Origin of the sequence: Aureimonas sp. SA4125 (assembly GCF_019973775.1) — a bacterium.
Classification (GTDB): Bacteria; Pseudomonadota; Alphaproteobacteria; order Rhizobiales; family Rhizobiaceae; genus Plantimonas.
This window is the reverse complement of sequence record NZ_AP025032.1, coordinates 2,986,393-3,003,687: the sequence shown is the minus strand read 5'-3', so window position 1 is coordinate 3,003,687 and position 17,295 is coordinate 2,986,393. Positions and strand designations below refer to the sequence as shown.

Genomic DNA, 17,295 nt, shown 5'->3' with positions numbered 1-17,295 from the left:
TCAGTAGGTCGTCTTGGCGTGCAGGCGCTTGAAGACGGTCTCGCCGCAGGCCGGGCAGCCTGCCGTCTTCAGTGCTTCGATCGTCGCGAAGGCTTCGCCCGTTCCGATACCGGTGACCGCGCCGCAGGCCCGGCATTGATAGCGCCGCTCGCGCGGGCGAACCTCGCCGGTATAGATCGGCGCGGCGAAGATCGCTTCCGCCTCCGTCAGGGCCTTGGTCCGGCGGGTCGTGCGCAGATCGATCAACTGGCCGACCGAGCCGAGGATGGAGGCGCCCTGATAGGCGTTGAACGAGGGTCTTATGCGCGTCGCGACGAGCCCCATGTCCGTCAGCCGCGACTGCAGGTCGAGGAGATCGTCGGGGGCAAGATCGCCATAGGACAGGAAGCCGGGCAGGCCGGGCTCGGAGCGCAGGGCCTCCAGACCACGCGAGACGAACAGGCTCATGCCGTCGACCGTGTAGGGCGGATCGGTCTCGAACACGTCGAAGCGTCCGCGCAGATCCGCCGGCAGCGGATCGCGAAGGTCATGGGCGATGACCTCGAAATCGAGGCCGTGCCGCTGCCGCGCGGCGTCGAGATGGGCGATGCGACCGGGATCGAGCTCGAGGACCGTCACCCGCCGCGGCGCTGCACCGATAGCCCGAGCCAGCAGCGTCAGCGCCACGGACATGGAATCGTCGTCGCCGAGAATGATGATCGAGCGCCCGTCCAGCGCGCCGGCCTCGTGCATCGCGAGCGCGCGCCGCAGGGCCGTTTCCGGCGTGCAGGGCGCCTGATCGAGCGTCACGTCGACCGGGGGGCCGAGGGCCGCGTGCTCTTCGATGAGGCGCAGCGCCGGCGCCAGCTCCGGCGCCACGACGACGCCGTGCCCGTGGCAGCATGCGCAGCGCGGATCGTGCCGGGCGGAAATGCCGAGAGTGTCGCGGCAGAACGCCTTGCCGGTCACGCTGAGCTCGACGCCCTGGCCACGATCGAGCAGCCCCGTCCGCTCCAGTTCGCGCCGGACGGCACCGACGACCGGCAGCGGCATGCGCACGGCCTTTGCCAGGTCGCGCAGGAGCAGCGGGCCGTCGCGGAACGCCGTGCGCAGGATCAGTGCCACGCCCTCGGCGCCTTCGCGAAGGTCGGTCGCCGCAGCGATGGCGGCAAGGCGTGACGGCGTCTCGGCGCCCGATCGATCTGTCATGCCCGAGCTAAAGCGTGAATCATCGGGGATGTCCATTCAGCCCGGCGCCGCCCTCCCGGGGGACCGGGCGATCCCGCTCGCTCCGCGCGTCTCGGCTCAACGGGCTTGCCGGAAAAACCGAAATGTGTTCCGCCCGGCCGCCTTGGCTGCGTAGAGGGCGCTATCGGCGTTGCGAAACAGTTCGGACGGCTGACACCCGCGGACGTAGGCGATGCCGACAGAGGCGCTCATCGCGACCGTCGCATCGGCGGTTTTGACCGGCTGGCTCAGCGCGTGGACGATGCGTGCAGCGTAGCCGGCGACCACCAGATCGCTCAGATCGGGCCCAATCAGCACGGCGAATTCGTCGCCGCCGATCCGTGCGACGAGTTCGGCGCCGTTGCATTCTTTGGCAAGGCGCGCCGCCATTTCAATCAGGCACGCGTCTCCCAGCGCATGGCCGAACGTGTCGTTGACCTGCTTGAACCCGTCGAGATCGACGAGAAGCAGCGCGCCGAGGGCGGCCGCCGGGTCGCTCTGGCTCGCGGAGAGCCGATCCTGGAAGCGGTGACGGTTCGCCAGTCCCGTCATGCAATCGAACTCTGCCATAAACCGCGTCCGGTCGGCGCGGATCTTCTCCTCGGTGATATCCTGCTTCATTCCGAAGATGCGGCCGTCGTCGCCTCGATCGGATTCGACGGTCGCCGTCAGCCGGATCCAGCGGTGCCGCCCCTTCGGTGTGATGATCTCGGCATCCAGCGAAAAGCCGGAACGCTGCGCGATCGCCTGACTCCGCAGAGCGTTGAGCGCCTCCTTGGAGGCCGGGCTGTAGTACTCGACCGTTTTCGCACGATCGAGGCTCGATCCCTGGGGAATGTCGAAGAGATCGTAGACCATATCCGACCATGTCAGCACGTTGTCTGCCAGCCGGCATTCCCAGAACCCGATCCGGGCGGCGGCAGACGCGCGCTCGAAGCTCCGGCGCCCCTCGGCAAGCGCGTCGGCCTGCTGGCGCAGAATCGCCTCCTGTTCGCGGACCAACGTCTCCAGACGACCGACGACGCCCAGCGGGCTCTCGTGCAACGGGCAGAACTCGCCCTCCAGGGGCGCGCGCGATGGCGAGGCCAGGGGATCCAGCAGCGGACAGGACGCCCGCGAGTCGATGCTTCCCAAGCCCCCTTTCCCGCCTGACGGAACGAGGACGACGGAAGCGAAGGACGATGTGCCTGCCATTGCGAACTACCAGACCGTTCAGGTTCAAGGCCGACGGTAACGCCAGCATATGAAGACATTCTGTAGGGGCCTAACGTGCTGTTCACAAGCCCTTGAAACTACCGGGTATTTCCTGGCGTAAGGCGAGCCGGCGAAGCCGGCCCGCAGGGCCGCCACCTTATGAATGCCTGACTGGAAGCCTTGCTTGACAGAATGGTGCAGCTCGCTAGGCTCGCATCCGTACCAAGGGGAGTTCCGGCAGGGAACTGAGAGGCCAACGGCTAAAAGCGCGTGGCGACCCTACGAACCTGATCCAGTTCATACTGGCGTAGGGATGGGGAGAGTCGCTGGCGGCCGAAGGCCATGTCCATCCGCGACTCGTTCGATCACCGAAAGCAGAGCTGGGTCTCCAACGCGTCGTCGAAGGAGAATCCCTCATGAATGCCCTGATACCACCTGCCGTCGCCGTCACGTCCGGCCCCCTGCCGGCCTCCACCAAAGTCCATCGAGCCGGGACCATCCACCCGGAGATCCGCGTGCCGATGCGGGAAATCGCGGTCCACCCCACGGCCGGCGAGCCGCCGGTCACGGTCTATGATTCCTCCGGCCCTTTCACCGATCCCGCCTACGCCGTCGACATCGCCCGGGGACTGCCACGGCTGCGGCATGGCTGGCTCGGCTCAGACGTCGAGACCTATGACGGCCGCCCCCTGCGGCCCGAGGACAATGGCAACCTGCCGCAGGACAAGGTGACACCGGCCTTTCCCGTCCAGCACCGCCCGCGCCGCGCCGTCGGGGGCAAGGCGGTGACGCAGCTCGCCTACGCCCGTGCCGGCATCGTCACGCCGGAAATGGAGTTCGTGGCGATCCGAGAGAATCTCGGCCGCGAGCGCGCTGCCGCTGCCCTGAAACGCGACGGCGAGCCGTATTCGGCGGTGACGCCCGACTTCATCACTGCGGAATGGGTGCGCGACGAAATCGCCTCGGGCCGGGCGATCATCCCCGCCAACATCAACCATCCCGAACTCGAGCCGATGGCGATCGGGCGCAATTTCCTGGTCAAGATCAACGCCAATATTGGCAATTCCGCCGTGACGTCGTCGATGGCCGAGGAGGTGGAGAAGATGGTCTGGGCCATCCGCTGGGGCGCCGACACCGTCATGGACCTTTCCACCGGCCGCAACATCCACAACATCCGCGACTGGATCATCCGCAACGCGCCGGTGCCGATCGGCACGGTGCCGCTCTACCAAGCGCTGGAGAAGGTCGACGGCATCGCCGAGAACCTCACCTGGGAGGTCTACCGCGACACGCTGATCGAACAGGCGGAGCAGGGCGTCGACTATTTCACCGTGCATGCCGGCCTGCGGCTTAGCCACATCCCGCTGACCGTCGAGCGCGTCACCGGTATCGTGTCGCGCGGCGGGTCGATCATGGCGAAGTGGTGCCTGCATCATCACCGCGAGAGCTTTCTCTACGAGCATTTCGAGGAGATCTGCGACATCTGCCGGATGTACGACGTCTCCTTCTCGCTCGGCGACGGCCTGCGTCCCGGTTCGATCGCCGATGCCAACGACGCCGCGCAGTTCGCCGAACTGGATACGCTCGGCGAGCTGACGCAGATCGCCTGGGCCAAAGACTGCCAGGTGATGATCGAGGGCCCCGGCCATGTGCCGATGCACAAGATCAAGGAGAACGTCGACCGCCAGATGCGGGTCTGCGGCGACGCGCCGTTCTATACGCTCGGACCCCTCGTCACCGATATCGCGCCCGGCTACGACCACATCACCTCGGGGATCGGCGCGGCGATGATCGGCTGGTTCGGCACCGCCATGCTTTGCTACGTCACGCCGAAGGAACATCTCGGCCTTCCCGACCGCGACGACGTGAAGGTCGGGGTGATCACCTACAAGATCGCCGCGCATGCCGCCGATCTCGCCAAGGGCCATCCGGCCGCGCAGCTGCGCGACGACGCGCTCTCCCGCGCCCGCTTCGAGTTCCGCTGGGAGGACCAGTTCAACCTCTCGCTCGATCCCGAAACGGCGCGGCTCTTCCACGACGCGACGCTGCCCAAGGAAGCGCACAAGACGGCGCATTTCTGCTCCATGTGCGGCCCGAAATTCTGCTCGATGAAGATCAGCCACGACATCCGCGCCGAGGCGCAGAAGGAGGGCATGGCGGCCATGGCGCAGAAGTACCGTGACGGCGGGGACCTCTATATGCCGGCGGGGGAGTAGGGGTGTCGGGCATGCCGGGGGCGTGCCGGTCCCTCGTGCTTCGACAGGCTCGGCATGAGGGAATTGGGGCGATCGCCATCGTCGGTGCGGGCGTTGCCGGCCTTACGACGGCCGTCACGCTGGCCGAGCGCGGCATGCCCGTCACGCTCTACGACCGCACCGCGAGGCTGGGGCAAGGCGCGGCATCCTGGCTTGCCGGGGGCATGCTGGCGCCGCATTGCGAGGCGGAAAAGGCGGATGCCTCGATCGTTGCGCCGGGGCTCGCCGCCATCGAGTGGTGGGCCGACCGCGTGCCCGGCGTCGAACGGCGCGGCACCCTCGTCGTCGCGCTCTCGCGCGACGCCGGGGAGGTGGCGCGTTTTGCCCGCCGGACGGAGGGCGGAGAGCTTCTCGACGCGGCCGGCCTTGCCGCCATCGAGCCGGATCTCGCCGGGCGCTTTGCCGCCGGCCTGTTCTTCGCCGACGAGGCCCATCTCGATCCGCGAACAGCCCTCGAAGCGCTGGCCGAGCGATTCATCGCACTGGGCGGGACCTTGGTTATGAATGCCGCCGTCGACCCGGTGCACCTGGCGGTGGGGAAAGGTGCGCGGGTGATCGACTGCCGCGGTTCGGCGGCGCCGGACCCGGCGCTGCGGCATGTCCGCGGCGAGATGCTGATCCTCCATGCCCCCGGCGTCTCGCTTTCCCGGCCGGTGCGGCTCCTGCATCCGCGCCATCCGCTCTATGTCGTGCCGCGCGGCAAGGACGTGTTCATGCTGGGCGCGACCGAGATCGAGAGTGCGGCGGCCGGCCCCATCACCGCCCGCTCGATCATGGATCTCCTCAACGCCGCCGTGGCGCTGCATCCGGGTTTTGGCGAGGCCGCGATCATCGAGACCGGCGCGGGCCTCCGACCGGCCTTTCCCGACAACCTGCCCCGGATCGGGCGGGGAGCCGAAGGTCTCAGCCTCAATGGCCTCTACCGCCACGGCTTTCTCCTCGCGCCGTCCTTTGCCGAGCGCATCGCGGACGAGATCAGGGCGGCCGCAGGACCGAGGAGGGTCGCATGAGGATCACCGTCAATGGCGAAAGCCGGGAGCTCAGCGCCGGGACACTCGACGAGGCCATGTTGGAGCTCGGTCTTGCCGGAGCGGTCGTCGGCACCGCGGTGAACCGCGAATTCGTGCCGGCATGCGACCGGCCCGGGACGCGGCTTCTGGATGGCGATGCGGTCGAGATCCTCGCGCCGATGCAGGGAGGTTGAGATGGACATCTACGGACAGAATTTTTCGTCGCGGCTGATGCTCGGCACGGCGCAATATCCCTCGCCCGCGATCCTCGCCGGGGCTGTGAGGGCGGCGGGCCCGGCGCTCGTCACCGTGTCGCTCCGCCGCGAAACGCTCGGCCGGCAAAGTGGGGCGGGGCAGGATGCCGCGGGCCAGAACTTCTGGCAGCTGGTGAGGGACCTCGGCGTCGCCATCCTGCCGAACACCGCCGGTTGCCATTCGGTGAAGGAGGCGGTGTCGACCGCCCACATGGCGCGCGAGGTCTTTGGCACGACGCTGATCAAGCTCGAGGTCATCGGCGAGGCCGATACCCTGCAGCCCGACCTTTTCGGCCTCGTCGAGGCGGCCGGCATTCTTGTCAGCGAGGGGTTCGACGTTCTGCCCTATATGACGGAGGACCTGGTCGCCGCCGAGCGCCTGCTGCGGGCCGGCTGCCGCGTGCTGATGCCCTGGGGCGCGCCGATCGGTTCGGCCCGCGGGTTGAACAACGTCTACGGCCTGCGCTCGCTGCGTGCGCATTTTCCTGGTGTCACGATGATCATCGACGCCGGCATCGGGGCTCCCTCGCATGCGGCTGCGGCGATGGAACTCGGCTTCGACGGCGTGCTCCTGAACACGGCGGTGGCGGGCGCCGACGATCCCGCCGGGATGGCGAAGGCCTTTGCACTTGCCGTGGAGGCCGGACGGCTCGGCTACGAGGCAGGACTGATGAACCCGCGCGACATGGCTGCCCCCTCGACGCCGGTGTTCGGCCAGGCGGTGCTGGCGTGAGCGCGGCGCCGCTGCGGCTCGATCCGTTCTACCTTATCGTCGATACGGCAGCGTGGATCGAGCGGCTGGTGCCGCTCGGCGTCAGGCTCGTGCAATTGAGGGTGAAAGACCTGCCGGCACCGGCGCTGCGAGCCGAGATCCGTGCTGCCCGCTCCGTCTGCACGGCGCATGGCTGCCAACTCGTCGTCAACGATCACTGGCGTCTGGCGATCGAGGAGGGCTGCGACATCGTCCATCTCGGGCAGGAGGATCTCGCCGCGGCCGATCGTGGCGCGATCTCAAGCGCCGGCGTGAAACTCGGCCTGTCCACCCACGACGAGGCCGAACTGCAGACCGCGCTGGCCGCCCGGCCCGACTATGTCGCGCTCGGACCGATCTGGCCGACCATCCTGAAACAGATGCCCTGGGCACCGCAGACACCCGAGCGCCTGCGCGCCTGGCGGGCCCGGATCGGCGCGCTGCCGCTCGTCGCGATCGGCGGCGTCACGGTGGAGCGGCTGCCGCTCGTCTTTGCCGAAGGCGCCGACAGTGCCGCGGTCGTCACCGACATCACCCGCCATGCCGATCCGGGAGCGCGCTGCCGGCAATGGCTCGACGCGACGGCGGCGCGGCGTGCCGGCTCCATCCGCGCCGAGGCCATGCCGCGGCGAGTGCTGCCGTGATGGCGCCGACGGTCCTTGCCATTGCCGGATCGGATTCCAGCGGCGGCGCCGGCCTTGCGGCCGATCTTCTGGCGGCCGAGGCGTTCGGGGCGAGGCTGCGCTGGGCGGTCACCGCCGTGACCGCCCAGACAGACGACGCCGTCGGCGCGGTGCACGACCTGCCGCCGGCGCTTGTTTGCCGGCAGATCGACATGGCGCTCGCCGACGGGCTCGTCCGCGGCATCAAGATCGGCATGCTGGGCAACGCCGCCTGCGTGGAGGCCGTTGCCGCGACGCTGCACAATTTTGCCGAACATCGCCCCGTGGTCGTCGATCCCGTGCTGATGTCGAGCTCGGGGGCAAGGCTTCTGGACGATGCGGGCGTCCTGGCGCTCGTCGAGTGCCTCTTGCCCATCGCCGCGCTGGTGACGCCGAACCTTCTGGAGCTGCGCCATCTGTCGCTTCTCCTCGGCGCATCCCCGGCAGACTCGGTCGCGCAGCAGGCGGTCGTCGTGATGCGCGCGGGTGCACGGGCGATTCTCGTCAAGGGCGGGCATGCGGAAGGGGCGGAGGCTGAGGACCTGTTATTCGAGCGCCACCGCGGCGCGCCCCGGCGCATTTCGTCACGGCGCGCGCCGGCGAATCTGCGCGGTACCGGCTGCCGCCTTGCCACGGCGATCACGGTCCGGCTTGCACGCGGCGACGGGCTCGTTGATGCCTGTGCGGCAGCCAAGTCCTATCTGTCCGGCCTTCTGGAAGCTGCGGCAACGGACGGTCGGGCAAGTCTGGGGGCGTGCGGCAGCTGAGCGAAAATGGCCATCTCGGGCTGACCGTCTGCTGGTTTGACAAAAACTTGCGGACGCGTGGCCGATCGCCGGTCTAGCGCTTGTGCGTCGACGTTCGATCGGCTTCACTTCGCGCCGGTCGAGGGGAGGCGACTGCCGCTGCCGGTAGTGCCCCCGTCCGCATGCAATCGAGGGGGAGAATCACTCATGGATCGGCGTACATTCATCACCAAGGCCGGCGTTGCCGCCAGCGGCGCGGCAGCGGCGAGCGTCACGCTCGCGGCGCCTGCCTTGGCGCAGGCCAATCCGGAGATTCGCTGGCGCCTGACGTCGAGCTTTCCGAACACGCTCGACACCATCTATGGCGGAGCGCAGGTCTTGTCGAAGGCCGTCTCGGCGATGACGGACGGCAAGTTTACCATCGACGTCTTCCCGGCCGGCGAACTGGTGCCTGGCCTGCAGGCGCTCGACGCCGTGCAGAACGGCACGGTCGAAGCGGCGCATACGGTCGCCTATTACTATGTCGGCAAGGATCCGACCTTCGCCATTCCCTCGGCCATCCCCTTCGGCCTCAATGCCCGCCAGCAGAACGCCTGGCTCTACCACGGCGGCGGCAACGAGCTCATCAACGAGTTTCTCGGCAACTACAGCATCGTCGCCATGCCCGGCGGCAATACCGGCACGCAGATGGGCGGCTGGTTCCGCAACGAGGTCAACAGCCTGGAAGATCTCAAGGGCCTGAAGATGCGCATTGCCGGTCTCGCCGGCAGGGTGATGCAGCCGCTCGGCGTCGTGCCGCAGCAGCTCGCCGGCGGCGACATCTACCCGGCGCTGGAGCGCGGAACGATCGACGCCACCGAATGGGTCGGCCCCTATGACGACGAGAAGCTCGGCTTCTACCAGGTGGCGAAGTTCTACTACTATCCGGCCTTCTGGGAGGCCGGCCCGAGCGTCCATTTCATGTTCGGCAAGGAGAAGTATGAGGGGCTGCCGGAGGCTTACAAGGCGGTGCTGGATTCGGCCGCAAAGGTCGCCAACATCAACATGCTGGCGCAGTACGACGTCAACAACATGAAGGCGATCCGCAGCCTCGTCGGCAAGGGCGTGCAACTCCGGCCGCTGCCACGCGACGTCCTGGACGCGGCCTACGATCAGGCGCAGAAGCTCTATGACGGCCTGTCGGCGGAAAACGCCGAGTGGAAGAAGATGTACGAGCCGTGGAAGATCTTCCGCAGCCAGTCCTACGAGTGGTTCCGCGTGGCGGAATACACCAATGACAGCTACGCCTACGCCCAGCAGGCGGCGGGCAAGTAAAGCAAGACGCCCCCCCGTCTGGTGGCGGCGAGGGGCGCCTCCTCAGTTCGTCCTCCTCGGGGCTGTCGCCCCGGGGATCCATGCCAACCCGCCATTCGCGTTCGAGGACGGTAGACGGTGCCGTCCTGATCCAGATCAGCGATGATGGCGTTTCGGCATGGATCCCCGCGCCTTGCGCGAGGACGACCAGATGGCGGCGGCGGCCTGGGCGCATGCGCCACGGCTTGCTGCCCAAACTTCAAAACTCAATTCGGTGGCGCACCGAAGGTCGGCGGCGCGGCGGTTACCGGCGCTGACGGCGTCGGTGACGGCGTGCCGAATGTCGGCGCTGGCGTGATCGCTGAGGCTGGAGCCGCTCCAAAGCTCGGCGCCACCACGCTTCCTGAGGCAGGCGCGGGTGGCGCGCCGAAACTCGGCGCCGGAGGCGCGCCAAAACTGGGTGCCGCGCCTTGGCCCGGAACAGGCGCAACGCCGTAGGGATTTTGCCCCAATCCCGGCATCGGCACGTTGAGCTGGATCGTCGAGGGATCGACCACCGCCTCCTTCTTCAGGAAGTGCGTCACCGTGCCGGGGAAGGCGATGACGATCACCACCAGCACGATCTGCAGACAGACCCACGGGACCGCACCCCAGTAGATGTCCGAGCTCTTGACCTCGGCCGGGGCGATGCCGCGCAGGTAGAACAGCGCGAAGCCGAAGGGCGGGTGCATGAAGGAGGTCTGCATGTTCACGCAGATCAAGACGCCGAACCAGACGAGATCGATGCCGAGCGCGTTGGCCACGGGGACCAGCAGCGGGATGATGATGAAGGCGATCTCGAAGAAGTCGAGGAAGAAGGCCAGCAGGAAGATGAAGACGTTGACGAAGATCAGGAAGCCGAGCACGCCGCCCGGCAGGCCCGTCAGCAGATGCTCGATCCACTTGCCACCGTCCATGCCCTGGAACACGAAGGAGAAGACGGTCGAGCCGACGAGGATGAAGATGATCATCGCCGTCAGCCGCGCCGTCGTCGCCATGGCTTGGCGCAGCAGCGTCCACGACAGCCGACCGTGCAGGGCGGCGAGCAGCATGGCCCCGCAGGCGCCCATGGCGCCGGCCACGGTCGGCGTGGTGACGCCGAGGATCATCGTGCCGAGGACGAGGAAGATCAGGAACAGCGAGGGCACCATGCCCTTGGCGACCTTGGCCGCCAGCGCCCAGCCGTGAACCGTGCGGGCCTCGGCCGGCAGCGGCGGCATAAGCCGCGGCCTGAAAATCGACAGCGCGAAGATGAACAGGAGGAACAGGAAGACCTGCAGCATGGCCGGTCCGATCGCGCCGGCATACATGTCGCCGACCGAGCGGCCGAGCTGGTCGGAGATGATGATCAGCACCAGCGAGGGCGGGATGACCTGGCTGATCGTGCCGGATGCGGCGATGACGCCGGTGGCCACGCGCATGTTGTAGCCGTAGCGCATCATCACCGGCAGCGAGACCACGCCCATGGCGATGACGGAGGCGGCGACCGTGCCGGTGATCGCGCCGAGAATGGCGCCGACGATCACGACGGCATAGGCAAGCCCCCCGGGCAGCGGGCCGAAGAGCTGCCCTGCGCCCTCGAGCAGGTCCTCGGCCAGGCCGCAACGCTCGAGGATGGCGCCCATGAAAGTGAAGAAGGGGATCGCCAGCAGGAGCTCGTTCGACAGGATGCCGAAGAAGCGCGCCGGCAGGCCGTTCATGAAGACGAAGTCGAACTGGTCGATCGAGACGCCGATCAGGGCGAAGAAGATGCCGACGGCGCCGAGCGAGAAGGCAACGGGAAATCCGACCAGGAGAAACACGATCAGCCCGCCGAACATCAGCGGTGGCATAATTCCGTACTCGAACATGTGCTTCTGCGTTCCGCCCAGTGCTTCAGAGGCTGGATGCTTGACCGCTCGGCTCGTCCGGGGTGCGGTGATCCAGGGGTGTCGCCAGCGCCGCTATTGCGTCGGCTTGTCGTATCTCGTTTCGAGCCGGATCAGGCCCATCATGGCGGCGACACGCTTGATCAATTCAGACACGCCTTGCAGCCACAGCAGCGTAAATCCCAGCGGCAACATCAGCTTGGCCGGCCAGAGGATCAGCCCGCCGGCATTGTTCGACATCTCGCTCGATACGAAGGATTGCCAGAAGAACGGCCAGGAAAGCCAGAGGAAGAATGTCAGGATCGGCATCATGAAGACGAGGATCCCGAAGATGTCGACCTTGAGCCGGCCGCGGTCGCTGAGGGAGGAATAGATGATATCCACCCTCACATGCCCATTGAGCTTCAGCGTGTAGGATGCACCGAGCATCACCACCGCGGCGAAGAGATACCACTGGATCTCGAGAAAGCTGTTGGAGAAATTGTTGATGATGCCGTCGGGAACCGGGTTCAGCCAGGACGGAATGCGCCCGACCAGCCAGAGCACCGCCGCGTTGGCCGCGCTGATGAGGACGGCGAACAGCACGCAGTAGTCGGCAATCACGGCGAAGCCGGCATTCATTCGGTCGATGGAACGGCTGATCAGGAGCAGGGGCTGCATGGGGCGACGGGACGGTTCGGCAGTTCGAAGAATTTCGACCTTTGGCGGCACATGCCGCGTGTTTAAGGGAGGCGGGTCCCGTTGACCAGCCTTCTCCTGTGCCGTTTCTCTCAACCTCGCGGCTCAGTTGATCCGTCAGCCAGGAAGAGGCTGCCAGCCGGGCGCCAGCGGCTCGGTGGGATCTTCTGCGACGACGGTCGCCGCGTCTGGCGTTTCGGGCGTGACGATCGCCTCCTGTTCGACGGCGACCTTGGCGCGCGCCTCGATCTGCGTGATCGCCTCGGCCAAAGTCGTCGCCGACATGTCCGCGCGCGTCGTCTTCACGAGCTCCAGCCGGTCAGCTTCCCCCGGAGGTAACGACCAGAAGCCGACGAGGATCGGAACGCTCGTGCGGCGTCGCAGGCGCCGGACGAGATAGCGGGCATGCACGACGGACTCGGCATTCATGAAGGAAAGGCAGATCATCTGGACACCCTGCAGGTCCAGCCTCGTATATTTTTCTGCCGCAAGTTCCTCGAAGGACACGGCCTGCGTTCCGATCGCATCCTGCGAGAGAACTTGCGCCAGCATTTCCGACGCCACGTCGTCGAGATTGCCGCGTCCGCCTGCGCACAGCACGGCGTCTTTTTCCCAGCCGGGGCGCGTCGCGTAGACCAGGGGAGGAACCTCCTCGCCTTCAACGACGATGCTTTCGGGGGTATCCTTGGGCTCTACGTCAGCCTCGGCGGGAACGACATCCTGATGGTCGGACAGGTTGTCGACGAGGGTGCGTGCCCCGTCGGCGACCCGGGCCCGGCGGACTTCGTCCAGCACGCCGCGTGCCCGGTCCTGCTCGACAAGCGCGAGCGCTGGCAGCGCCACGTCGTCGTAGAAGTCGCGCAGCGAGTGCTCTTCAAGGTAGTCTTCGGCCTTTTCCGTCGCCTCATAGGGGTCCCCAGCCAGAAGCCGCTGGTAGATCTGCTCATGCGGGGAGAGCACGGGTTGGCTTCCCAGAAGCACATGCAGAAAGGAAAACTGCGGAACATGTTCGCCGAGGACGACGAGGCAGACGGTCAGCGGCGTTGACAGCAGCAGCCCGATAGGACCCCACAACCATGTCCAGAAGATCGCGGCGACGATGATCGCCACCGACGAAAGACCCGTGCTGGCGCCATAAAGCCAGGGTTCGACGACATTGTTGCTGACCAGCTCGATGCCGATGAACAAAGACGCTGTCCAGAACAGCATGGACCAGCCGGGGTCGACCGCCACCGCCAGCACCATGGGAAAGAGCATGGCGATGAAGGGGCCGATATAGGGAACGAAGCGCAGGACGGTGGCGAGCATGCCCCAGAGAAGCGGATTGGGGACGCCGATGAACCAGAGGCCGACACCGATCGGGATGCCGTAGGTGGTGTTCACGACGAGCTGCATCAGCAGGTATTTCGCCACGCGCTTGCCAGCATCGCTGAGCGCTCGTGTCGTACGGTGCAGGTCATTGCCGCCCGCAAGCCGAATGAAGCGGTCACGGAGGTCCTCTCTTTGCAGGAGGATGAAGATGACGAAGACGATCACGACGCCGCCCGTCGCCAGCGGCGAGATCAGCGGTCCGACGATGGTCTGCAGCATCTCGAACGGTGCGGGATCAGGCTGCTGGATCCGGACGGGGATCGGTTCCGGCGGTGCGGGCTCGGTCGACGTGGATGTGGTCGCCCGGGTGCTGGCCGGCGCCTCATCGGGTTCGTCGATCTCCTCGCTCAGCTTCTGAAGCATTTCGGAAGCATGTTCGATGACGCCGCCGCCGGTGGCGCTGGAGCGCAGGTCGCGGATCTTCGTCTGGATGTTGTACTGGTATTTCGGCAGGTTGCTGCCGAGCTGCGAGACCTGTCCGGCCACCAGCGCGCCAAATCCCAGAATGGCGATGAAGGCCATGAGGACGACGAAGATCACGGCCGGCGTGCGCGGCACGTGCAGGCGGCGAAGCTTCGAGATGATCGGCGCGAGGGCAAAGCTCAAAAGCGTCGCCAGCGCCAGCGGAACGAAGATGTCGCGCCCGAAGTAGAGCGCCGCGATCACCACGACGGAAACGGCAAGGCTCTGGAGGCCCGCGCCGGGCGCAATGGCTGGTATGTCGCTGCGCATCGTTTCCGGCAGGCGAGAAGGTGTCGGCATGGAGGTCCTCGTCGCGGCGGGATGCGATACCCCTGGAGCACTTTCGGCGGCCCTGTTCAACGGTCAGTCCGGACGGAGGTTGCGCTGCGTCGCCAAGGTATTCGAGACAGCGCCGATGAGGTGCCCCTCGTGGTGTCTCATCCCAATCGCCCCTTGCCCCCGCCGCAAATGGCCTCATCTGAACGTTGCCCAGACCGGTGCGTGATCGCTGGCGCCTTTCTCCCCGCGGACATTCCGGTCGACCCCGGCATCAAGAAGCCGCGGCGCGATGCTGTCGCTGAGAAGAAGGTGATCGAGACGCATGCCGTGATCGCGTTCCCAGGCCTCGCGCTTGTAGTCCCAGAAACTGTACATGGGCGCATCCGGATGCCGGGTCCGGACGGCATCGGTCCACCCGGCCGCCAGGAGGCGCGCGAATGCCTTGCGGCTTTCCGGCTGCACCAATGCGTTGTCCGCCAGCGACCTCACGGAGTAGATGTCGCGATCGGTCGGAGCGACGTTGTAATCGCCGGCAAGGATCACCGGCAGGCCGGCCGCCTGCAGCGTCGCGGCATGATCGATCAGTCGCTCGAACCAGGCAAGCTTGTAGTCGAATTTGGGCCCGGGTTGCGGGTTGCCGTTCGGCAGGTAGATCGAGGCGACGAGCACCCCCTGATAGGCGGCCTCGATGTAGCGGCTCTGCCCGTCTCCAGGGTCGCCGGGGAGCGCATCGTTGGTGACGATCGGCAGGGAGCCGCGGGCGAGAATGGCGACGCCGTTCCACTGCTTTTCTCCCCGCCATACCGCGTGATAGCCGGCTGCCGCGAGCTCCTGCTGCGGAAATTTGGACTGGGCGGCCTTCAGTTCCTGCAGACAGACGAGGTCAGGGCCTGCCCTGTCCAGCCACGCCAGAAGATTGGGCAGGCGTCTGGTCACGTTGTTGATATTGTAGCTGGCTACCTTCATGCAGATCTCCCGCTTGCAGACAGGACGACGCGACCGGTCCCCGCGGCCTTTGGTAGACCTTACTCGGTACCCCGTCGGCATTCTCTTCTGGCAGAGGCATTTGCCTCCACTGGCGCACGCATTGCGCAGCGAGGCCCTGAGTAGTCTGGGCACCGCGAATGTTATTCTCTTTCGGTGCCCGAGCGTGCCTTCTTCCGCGAAGTCACCTCGAGATTCAGATCCCGTGCCAGGGTAACGATCCAAACCACTCTTTGCTTTCAGTGATTTAGGGCTGCTAATGAGACGAACTCTCAGTTGGGTGCCGAGGTGATTCGTTATGGAATATTCCGACTGCTTTGAACCGCCCCAACTGGCAGCCAGCCGCTACCAGCTTCTCGTCGAGGCTGTGACCGACTATGCGATCTACATGCTGGATCCAAGCGGTGTCGTCGCCAGCTGGAACGCTGGGGCACAGCGCTTCAAGGGCTATGCGGACTTCGAAATCATCGGCGAGCATTTTTCGCGCTTCTATCTGCCGGAGGAGCGCGCGTCGGGCGTTCCGCAGAGAGCGCTGGATACGGCAGCGTCCGTCGGGCGATTTGAAGCCGAGGGCTGGCGCCTGCGCAAGGACGGCGGCCGGTTCTGGGCGCATGTGGTCATCGACGCAATTCGCTCGCCGGATGGAAAGCTCCTCGGCTTTGCCAAGATCACCCGCGACCTGACCGAGCGCAAGATCGCCGAGGAGGCGCTGCAGCAGAGCGAACAGCAGTTCCGCCTGCTCGTGCAGGGCGTGAAGGATCATGGCCTCTACATGCTCGATACCTTCGGCAGGATCACGAGCTGGAACTTCGGCGCCGAGCGCATCAGCGGCTACGCGCCAGCCGAGATCATCGGTGAGCATTTCTCACGCTTCTACACGCCCGAGGATCGGGAAAGCGGGCTGCCGACTTGGTCGCTGCAGGCAGCCAAGCGCGATGGGTGCTACGAGGGGGAGGGGTGGCGCCAGCGCAAGGACGGGTCGCGCTTCTGGTCGACCGTCGTCATCAACCCCATCCGCAGCGATCGCGGCGAGCTCGTCGGTTTTGCCAAGGTCACGCGCGACACCACAGCCAAGCGGGACGCCGATTTGGCTCTCTTGGAGGCTCGGGAGATCGCCTTCCAGGCGCAGAAGATGGAAGCCATTGGTCGGCTGACGGGCGGCATCGCCCATGATTTCAATAATTTGCTGATGGCCATCCTCGGTAGCCTGGAACTCTTGAAGTTGCGATTGCCGCCCGATCCGCGCGTCCGGCCGCTCATCGACAACGCCATCAAGGGCGCCGAGCGCGGTGCGGCGCTGACCCAGCGCATGCTTGCCTTCGCCCGGCGACAGGCGTTGGAACCCGTGTCGGTCGACCTGCAGACTTTGGTGAGCGGCATTACCGACCTTCTCACCCGATCGCTCGGGTCCGTCGGCGCCCTCAAGTTCGATATTCCGGAGGACATCGAACCGATCTTCGCCGACCCGAACCAGATCGAACTGGCGCTCTTGAACCTGACCATGAATGCCTCCGACGCCAACAGCAGCAGGGAGCCGATCGTCATCGCCGCGCGATCTGAAAAGGTGCTTCCGGGCCACAGCACCGGGCTGAAGCCGGGTGCCTATATCTGCCTGTCGGTCACCGACAGGGGCGACGGCATGGACGCCGAGACGCTGGCCCGCGTCCGGGAACCCTTCTTCACCACCAAGGGCATCGGCAAGGGAACCGGCCTCGGCCTGTCGATGGTGGACGGCCTGACCGACCAATCTGGCGGACGCCTCGTCCTGAAAAGCGTGAAGGGGGAGGGAACGACAGCCGAGCTATGGCTGCCGGCAATGCCCCTCGTCGCCAAGTCCTCAAAATGCGCAGCGGGGCGGACTGAGTCAGGCGAAGGGCGGAAGTTCGTCATCCTGGCGGTCGACGACGACGCGCTCGTCCTCATGAACACCGTCGCATTGCTCGAGGATCTCGGCCACACCGTCTTCGATGCCTGTTCGGGCAAGCAGGCGCTCGATATCCTGCGGCGAGAAAAGTCGATCGATCTGTTGATCACCGACTATGCGATGCCGCACATGACCGGCCTGGAACTTGCCACGGTCGCCCATGCCGAGCGTCCCAAACTGCCGGTCGTGCTGGCAACCGGCTATATCGAGCTTCCGCCCGGGATCGACTCGGCGCTGCCGATGCTGTCCAAGCCTTTCCGCCAGAAGGATCTGGTGCGGCTCATCGACCAGGTAATGGTGGACTGAACGCACAGGGTCC

General features: G+C 66.1%; 14 protein-coding genes and 1 riboswitch. Of the genes, 8 read left to right on the top strand and 6 right to left on the bottom strand.

Going from position 1 to position 17,295, the window contains the following annotated elements; genetic code table 11:
- Positions 1-1,188: a bis-aminopropyl spermidine synthase family protein gene (locus Sa4125_RS14125; RefSeq protein ID WP_223998727.1), complete on the bottom strand. Its 1,188-nt coding sequence runs from the start codon at positions 1,186-1,188 to the stop codon at positions 1-3.
- A 96-nt stretch (positions 1,189-1,284) separates the two neighbouring features.
- The gene (locus Sa4125_RS14120) at positions 1,285-2,340 is read right to left on the bottom strand and encodes a diguanylate cyclase (protein ID WP_223998726.1); all 1,056 of its coding nucleotides are present in this window, start codon (positions 2,338-2,340) and stop codon (positions 1,285-1,287) included.
- 275 nt (positions 2,341-2,615) lie between these two features.
- Positions 2,616-2,731: riboswitch (TPP riboswitch) on the top strand.
- Positions 2,732-2,816: 85 nt separating this feature from the next.
- Here Sa4125_RS14120 and thiC point away from each other — a divergent pair.
- The 7 genes from thiC to Sa4125_RS14085 all read left to right on the top strand — a co-directional run bounded on the left by thiC (position 2,817) and on the right by Sa4125_RS14085 (position 9,392).
- The gene (thiC, locus tag Sa4125_RS14115) at positions 2,817-4,616 is read left to right on the top strand and encodes a phosphomethylpyrimidine synthase ThiC (protein WP_223998721.1); all 1,800 of its coding nucleotides are present in this window, start codon (positions 2,817-2,819) and stop codon (positions 4,614-4,616) included.
- 11 nt (positions 4,617-4,627) lie between these two features.
- Entirely contained in the window at positions 4,628-5,665 is a 1,038-nt protein-coding gene (thiO, locus tag Sa4125_RS14110; RefSeq protein WP_224007815.1) for a glycine oxidase ThiO, read from the top strand.
- Positions 5,662-5,859 carry a sulfur carrier protein ThiS gene (gene thiS / locus Sa4125_RS14105; RefSeq protein WP_223998718.1) on the top strand — a complete coding sequence of 66 codons (198 nt, stop codon included), beginning with the start codon at positions 5,662-5,664 and terminating at the stop codon, positions 5,857-5,859. Before thiO ends, thiS begins: the two co-directional genes overlap by 4 nt.
- 1 nt (position 5,860) lies before the next feature.
- Complete coding sequence (locus Sa4125_RS14100) at positions 5,861-6,652, top strand: thiazole synthase (RefSeq protein ID WP_223998716.1); 792 nt, start codon at positions 5,861-5,863, stop codon at positions 6,650-6,652.
- An 11-nt stretch (positions 6,653-6,663) separates the two neighbouring features.
- Positions 6,664-7,314 carry a thiamine phosphate synthase gene (locus Sa4125_RS14095; protein ID WP_224007813.1) on the top strand — a complete coding sequence of 217 codons (651 nt, stop codon included), beginning with the start codon at positions 6,664-6,666 and terminating at the stop codon, positions 7,312-7,314.
- Entirely contained in the window at positions 7,314-8,099 is a 786-nt protein-coding gene (locus Sa4125_RS14090) for a hydroxymethylpyrimidine/phosphomethylpyrimidine kinase (protein ID WP_223998714.1), read from the top strand. Before Sa4125_RS14095 ends, Sa4125_RS14090 begins: the two co-directional genes overlap by 1 nt.
- A gap of 186 nt (positions 8,100-8,285) precedes the next feature.
- Positions 8,286-9,392, top strand: coding sequence for a TRAP transporter substrate-binding protein (locus Sa4125_RS14085; RefSeq protein ID WP_223998712.1), 1,107 nt, complete (start codon positions 8,286-8,288; stop codon positions 9,390-9,392).
- A gap of 245 nt (positions 9,393-9,637) precedes the next feature.
- On the opposite strand, the gene Sa4125_RS14080 is transcribed toward Sa4125_RS14085, so the two are convergent.
- The 4 genes from Sa4125_RS14080 to Sa4125_RS14065 form a co-directional block, all read right to left on the bottom strand.
- Complete coding sequence (locus Sa4125_RS14080; protein WP_223998710.1) at positions 9,638-11,260, bottom strand: TRAP transporter large permease subunit; 1,623 nt, start codon at positions 11,258-11,260, stop codon at positions 9,638-9,640.
- A gap of 93 nt (positions 11,261-11,353) precedes the next feature.
- Positions 11,354-11,938, bottom strand: coding sequence for a TRAP transporter small permease subunit (locus Sa4125_RS14075; RefSeq protein WP_223998708.1), 585 nt, complete (start codon positions 11,936-11,938; stop codon positions 11,354-11,356).
- A 135-nt stretch (positions 11,939-12,073) separates the two neighbouring features.
- Positions 12,074-14,089: an AI-2E family transporter gene (locus Sa4125_RS14070; protein ID WP_223998706.1), complete on the bottom strand. Its 2,016-nt coding sequence runs from the start codon at positions 14,087-14,089 to the stop codon at positions 12,074-12,076.
- Positions 14,090-14,263: 174 nt separating this feature from the next.
- A complete protein-coding gene (locus Sa4125_RS14065; protein ID WP_223998705.1) occupies positions 14,264-15,034 on the bottom strand; it encodes an exodeoxyribonuclease III in 771 nt (256 codons plus the stop codon).
- A 316-nt stretch (positions 15,035-15,350) separates the two neighbouring features.
- Here Sa4125_RS14065 and Sa4125_RS14060 point away from each other — a divergent pair, with 316 nt between their 5' ends.
- A complete protein-coding gene (locus Sa4125_RS14060) occupies positions 15,351-17,282 on the top strand; it encodes a PAS domain-containing sensor histidine kinase (protein WP_223998704.1) in 1,932 nt (643 codons plus the stop codon).
- Positions 17,283-17,295 lie beyond the last annotated feature (13 nt).

Excerpts from the sequence above, each read along its gene's own strand:
- Sa4125_RS14125 (WP_223998727.1), bottom strand. The coding sequence starts at position 1,188 with ATGACAGATCGATCGGGCGCCGAGACGCCGTCACGCCTTGCCGCCATC.
- thiC (WP_223998721.1), top strand. The coding sequence starts at position 2,817 with ATGAATGCCCTGATACCACCTGCCGTCGCCGTCACGTCCGGCCCCCTG.
- thiO (WP_224007815.1), top strand. The coding sequence starts at position 4,628 with ATGCCGGGGGCGTGCCGGTCCCTCGTGCTTCGACAGGCTCGGCATGAG.
- thiS (WP_223998718.1), top strand. The coding sequence starts at position 5,662 with ATGAGGATCACCGTCAATGGCGAAAGCCGGGAGCTCAGCGCCGGGACA.
- Sa4125_RS14100 (WP_223998716.1), top strand. The coding sequence starts at position 5,861 with ATGGACATCTACGGACAGAATTTTTCGTCGCGGCTGATGCTCGGCACG.
- Sa4125_RS14090 (WP_223998714.1), top strand. The coding sequence starts at position 7,314 with ATGGCGCCGACGGTCCTTGCCATTGCCGGATCGGATTCCAGCGGCGGC.
- Sa4125_RS14085 (WP_223998712.1), top strand. The coding sequence starts at position 8,286 with ATGGATCGGCGTACATTCATCACCAAGGCCGGCGTTGCCGCCAGCGGC.
- Sa4125_RS14080 (WP_223998710.1), bottom strand. The coding sequence starts at position 11,260 with ATGTTCGAGTACGGAATTATGCCACCGCTGATGTTCGGCGGGCTGATC.
- Sa4125_RS14075 (WP_223998708.1), bottom strand. The coding sequence starts at position 11,938 with ATGCAGCCCCTGCTCCTGATCAGCCGTTCCATCGACCGAATGAATGCC.
- Sa4125_RS14070 (WP_223998706.1), bottom strand. The coding sequence starts at position 14,089 with ATGCCGACACCTTCTCGCCTGCCGGAAACGATGCGCAGCGACATACCA.
- Sa4125_RS14065 (WP_223998705.1), bottom strand. The coding sequence starts at position 15,034 with ATGAAGGTAGCCAGCTACAATATCAACAACGTGACCAGACGCCTGCCC.
- Sa4125_RS14060 (WP_223998704.1), top strand. The coding sequence starts at position 15,351 with ATGGAATATTCCGACTGCTTTGAACCGCCCCAACTGGCAGCCAGCCGC.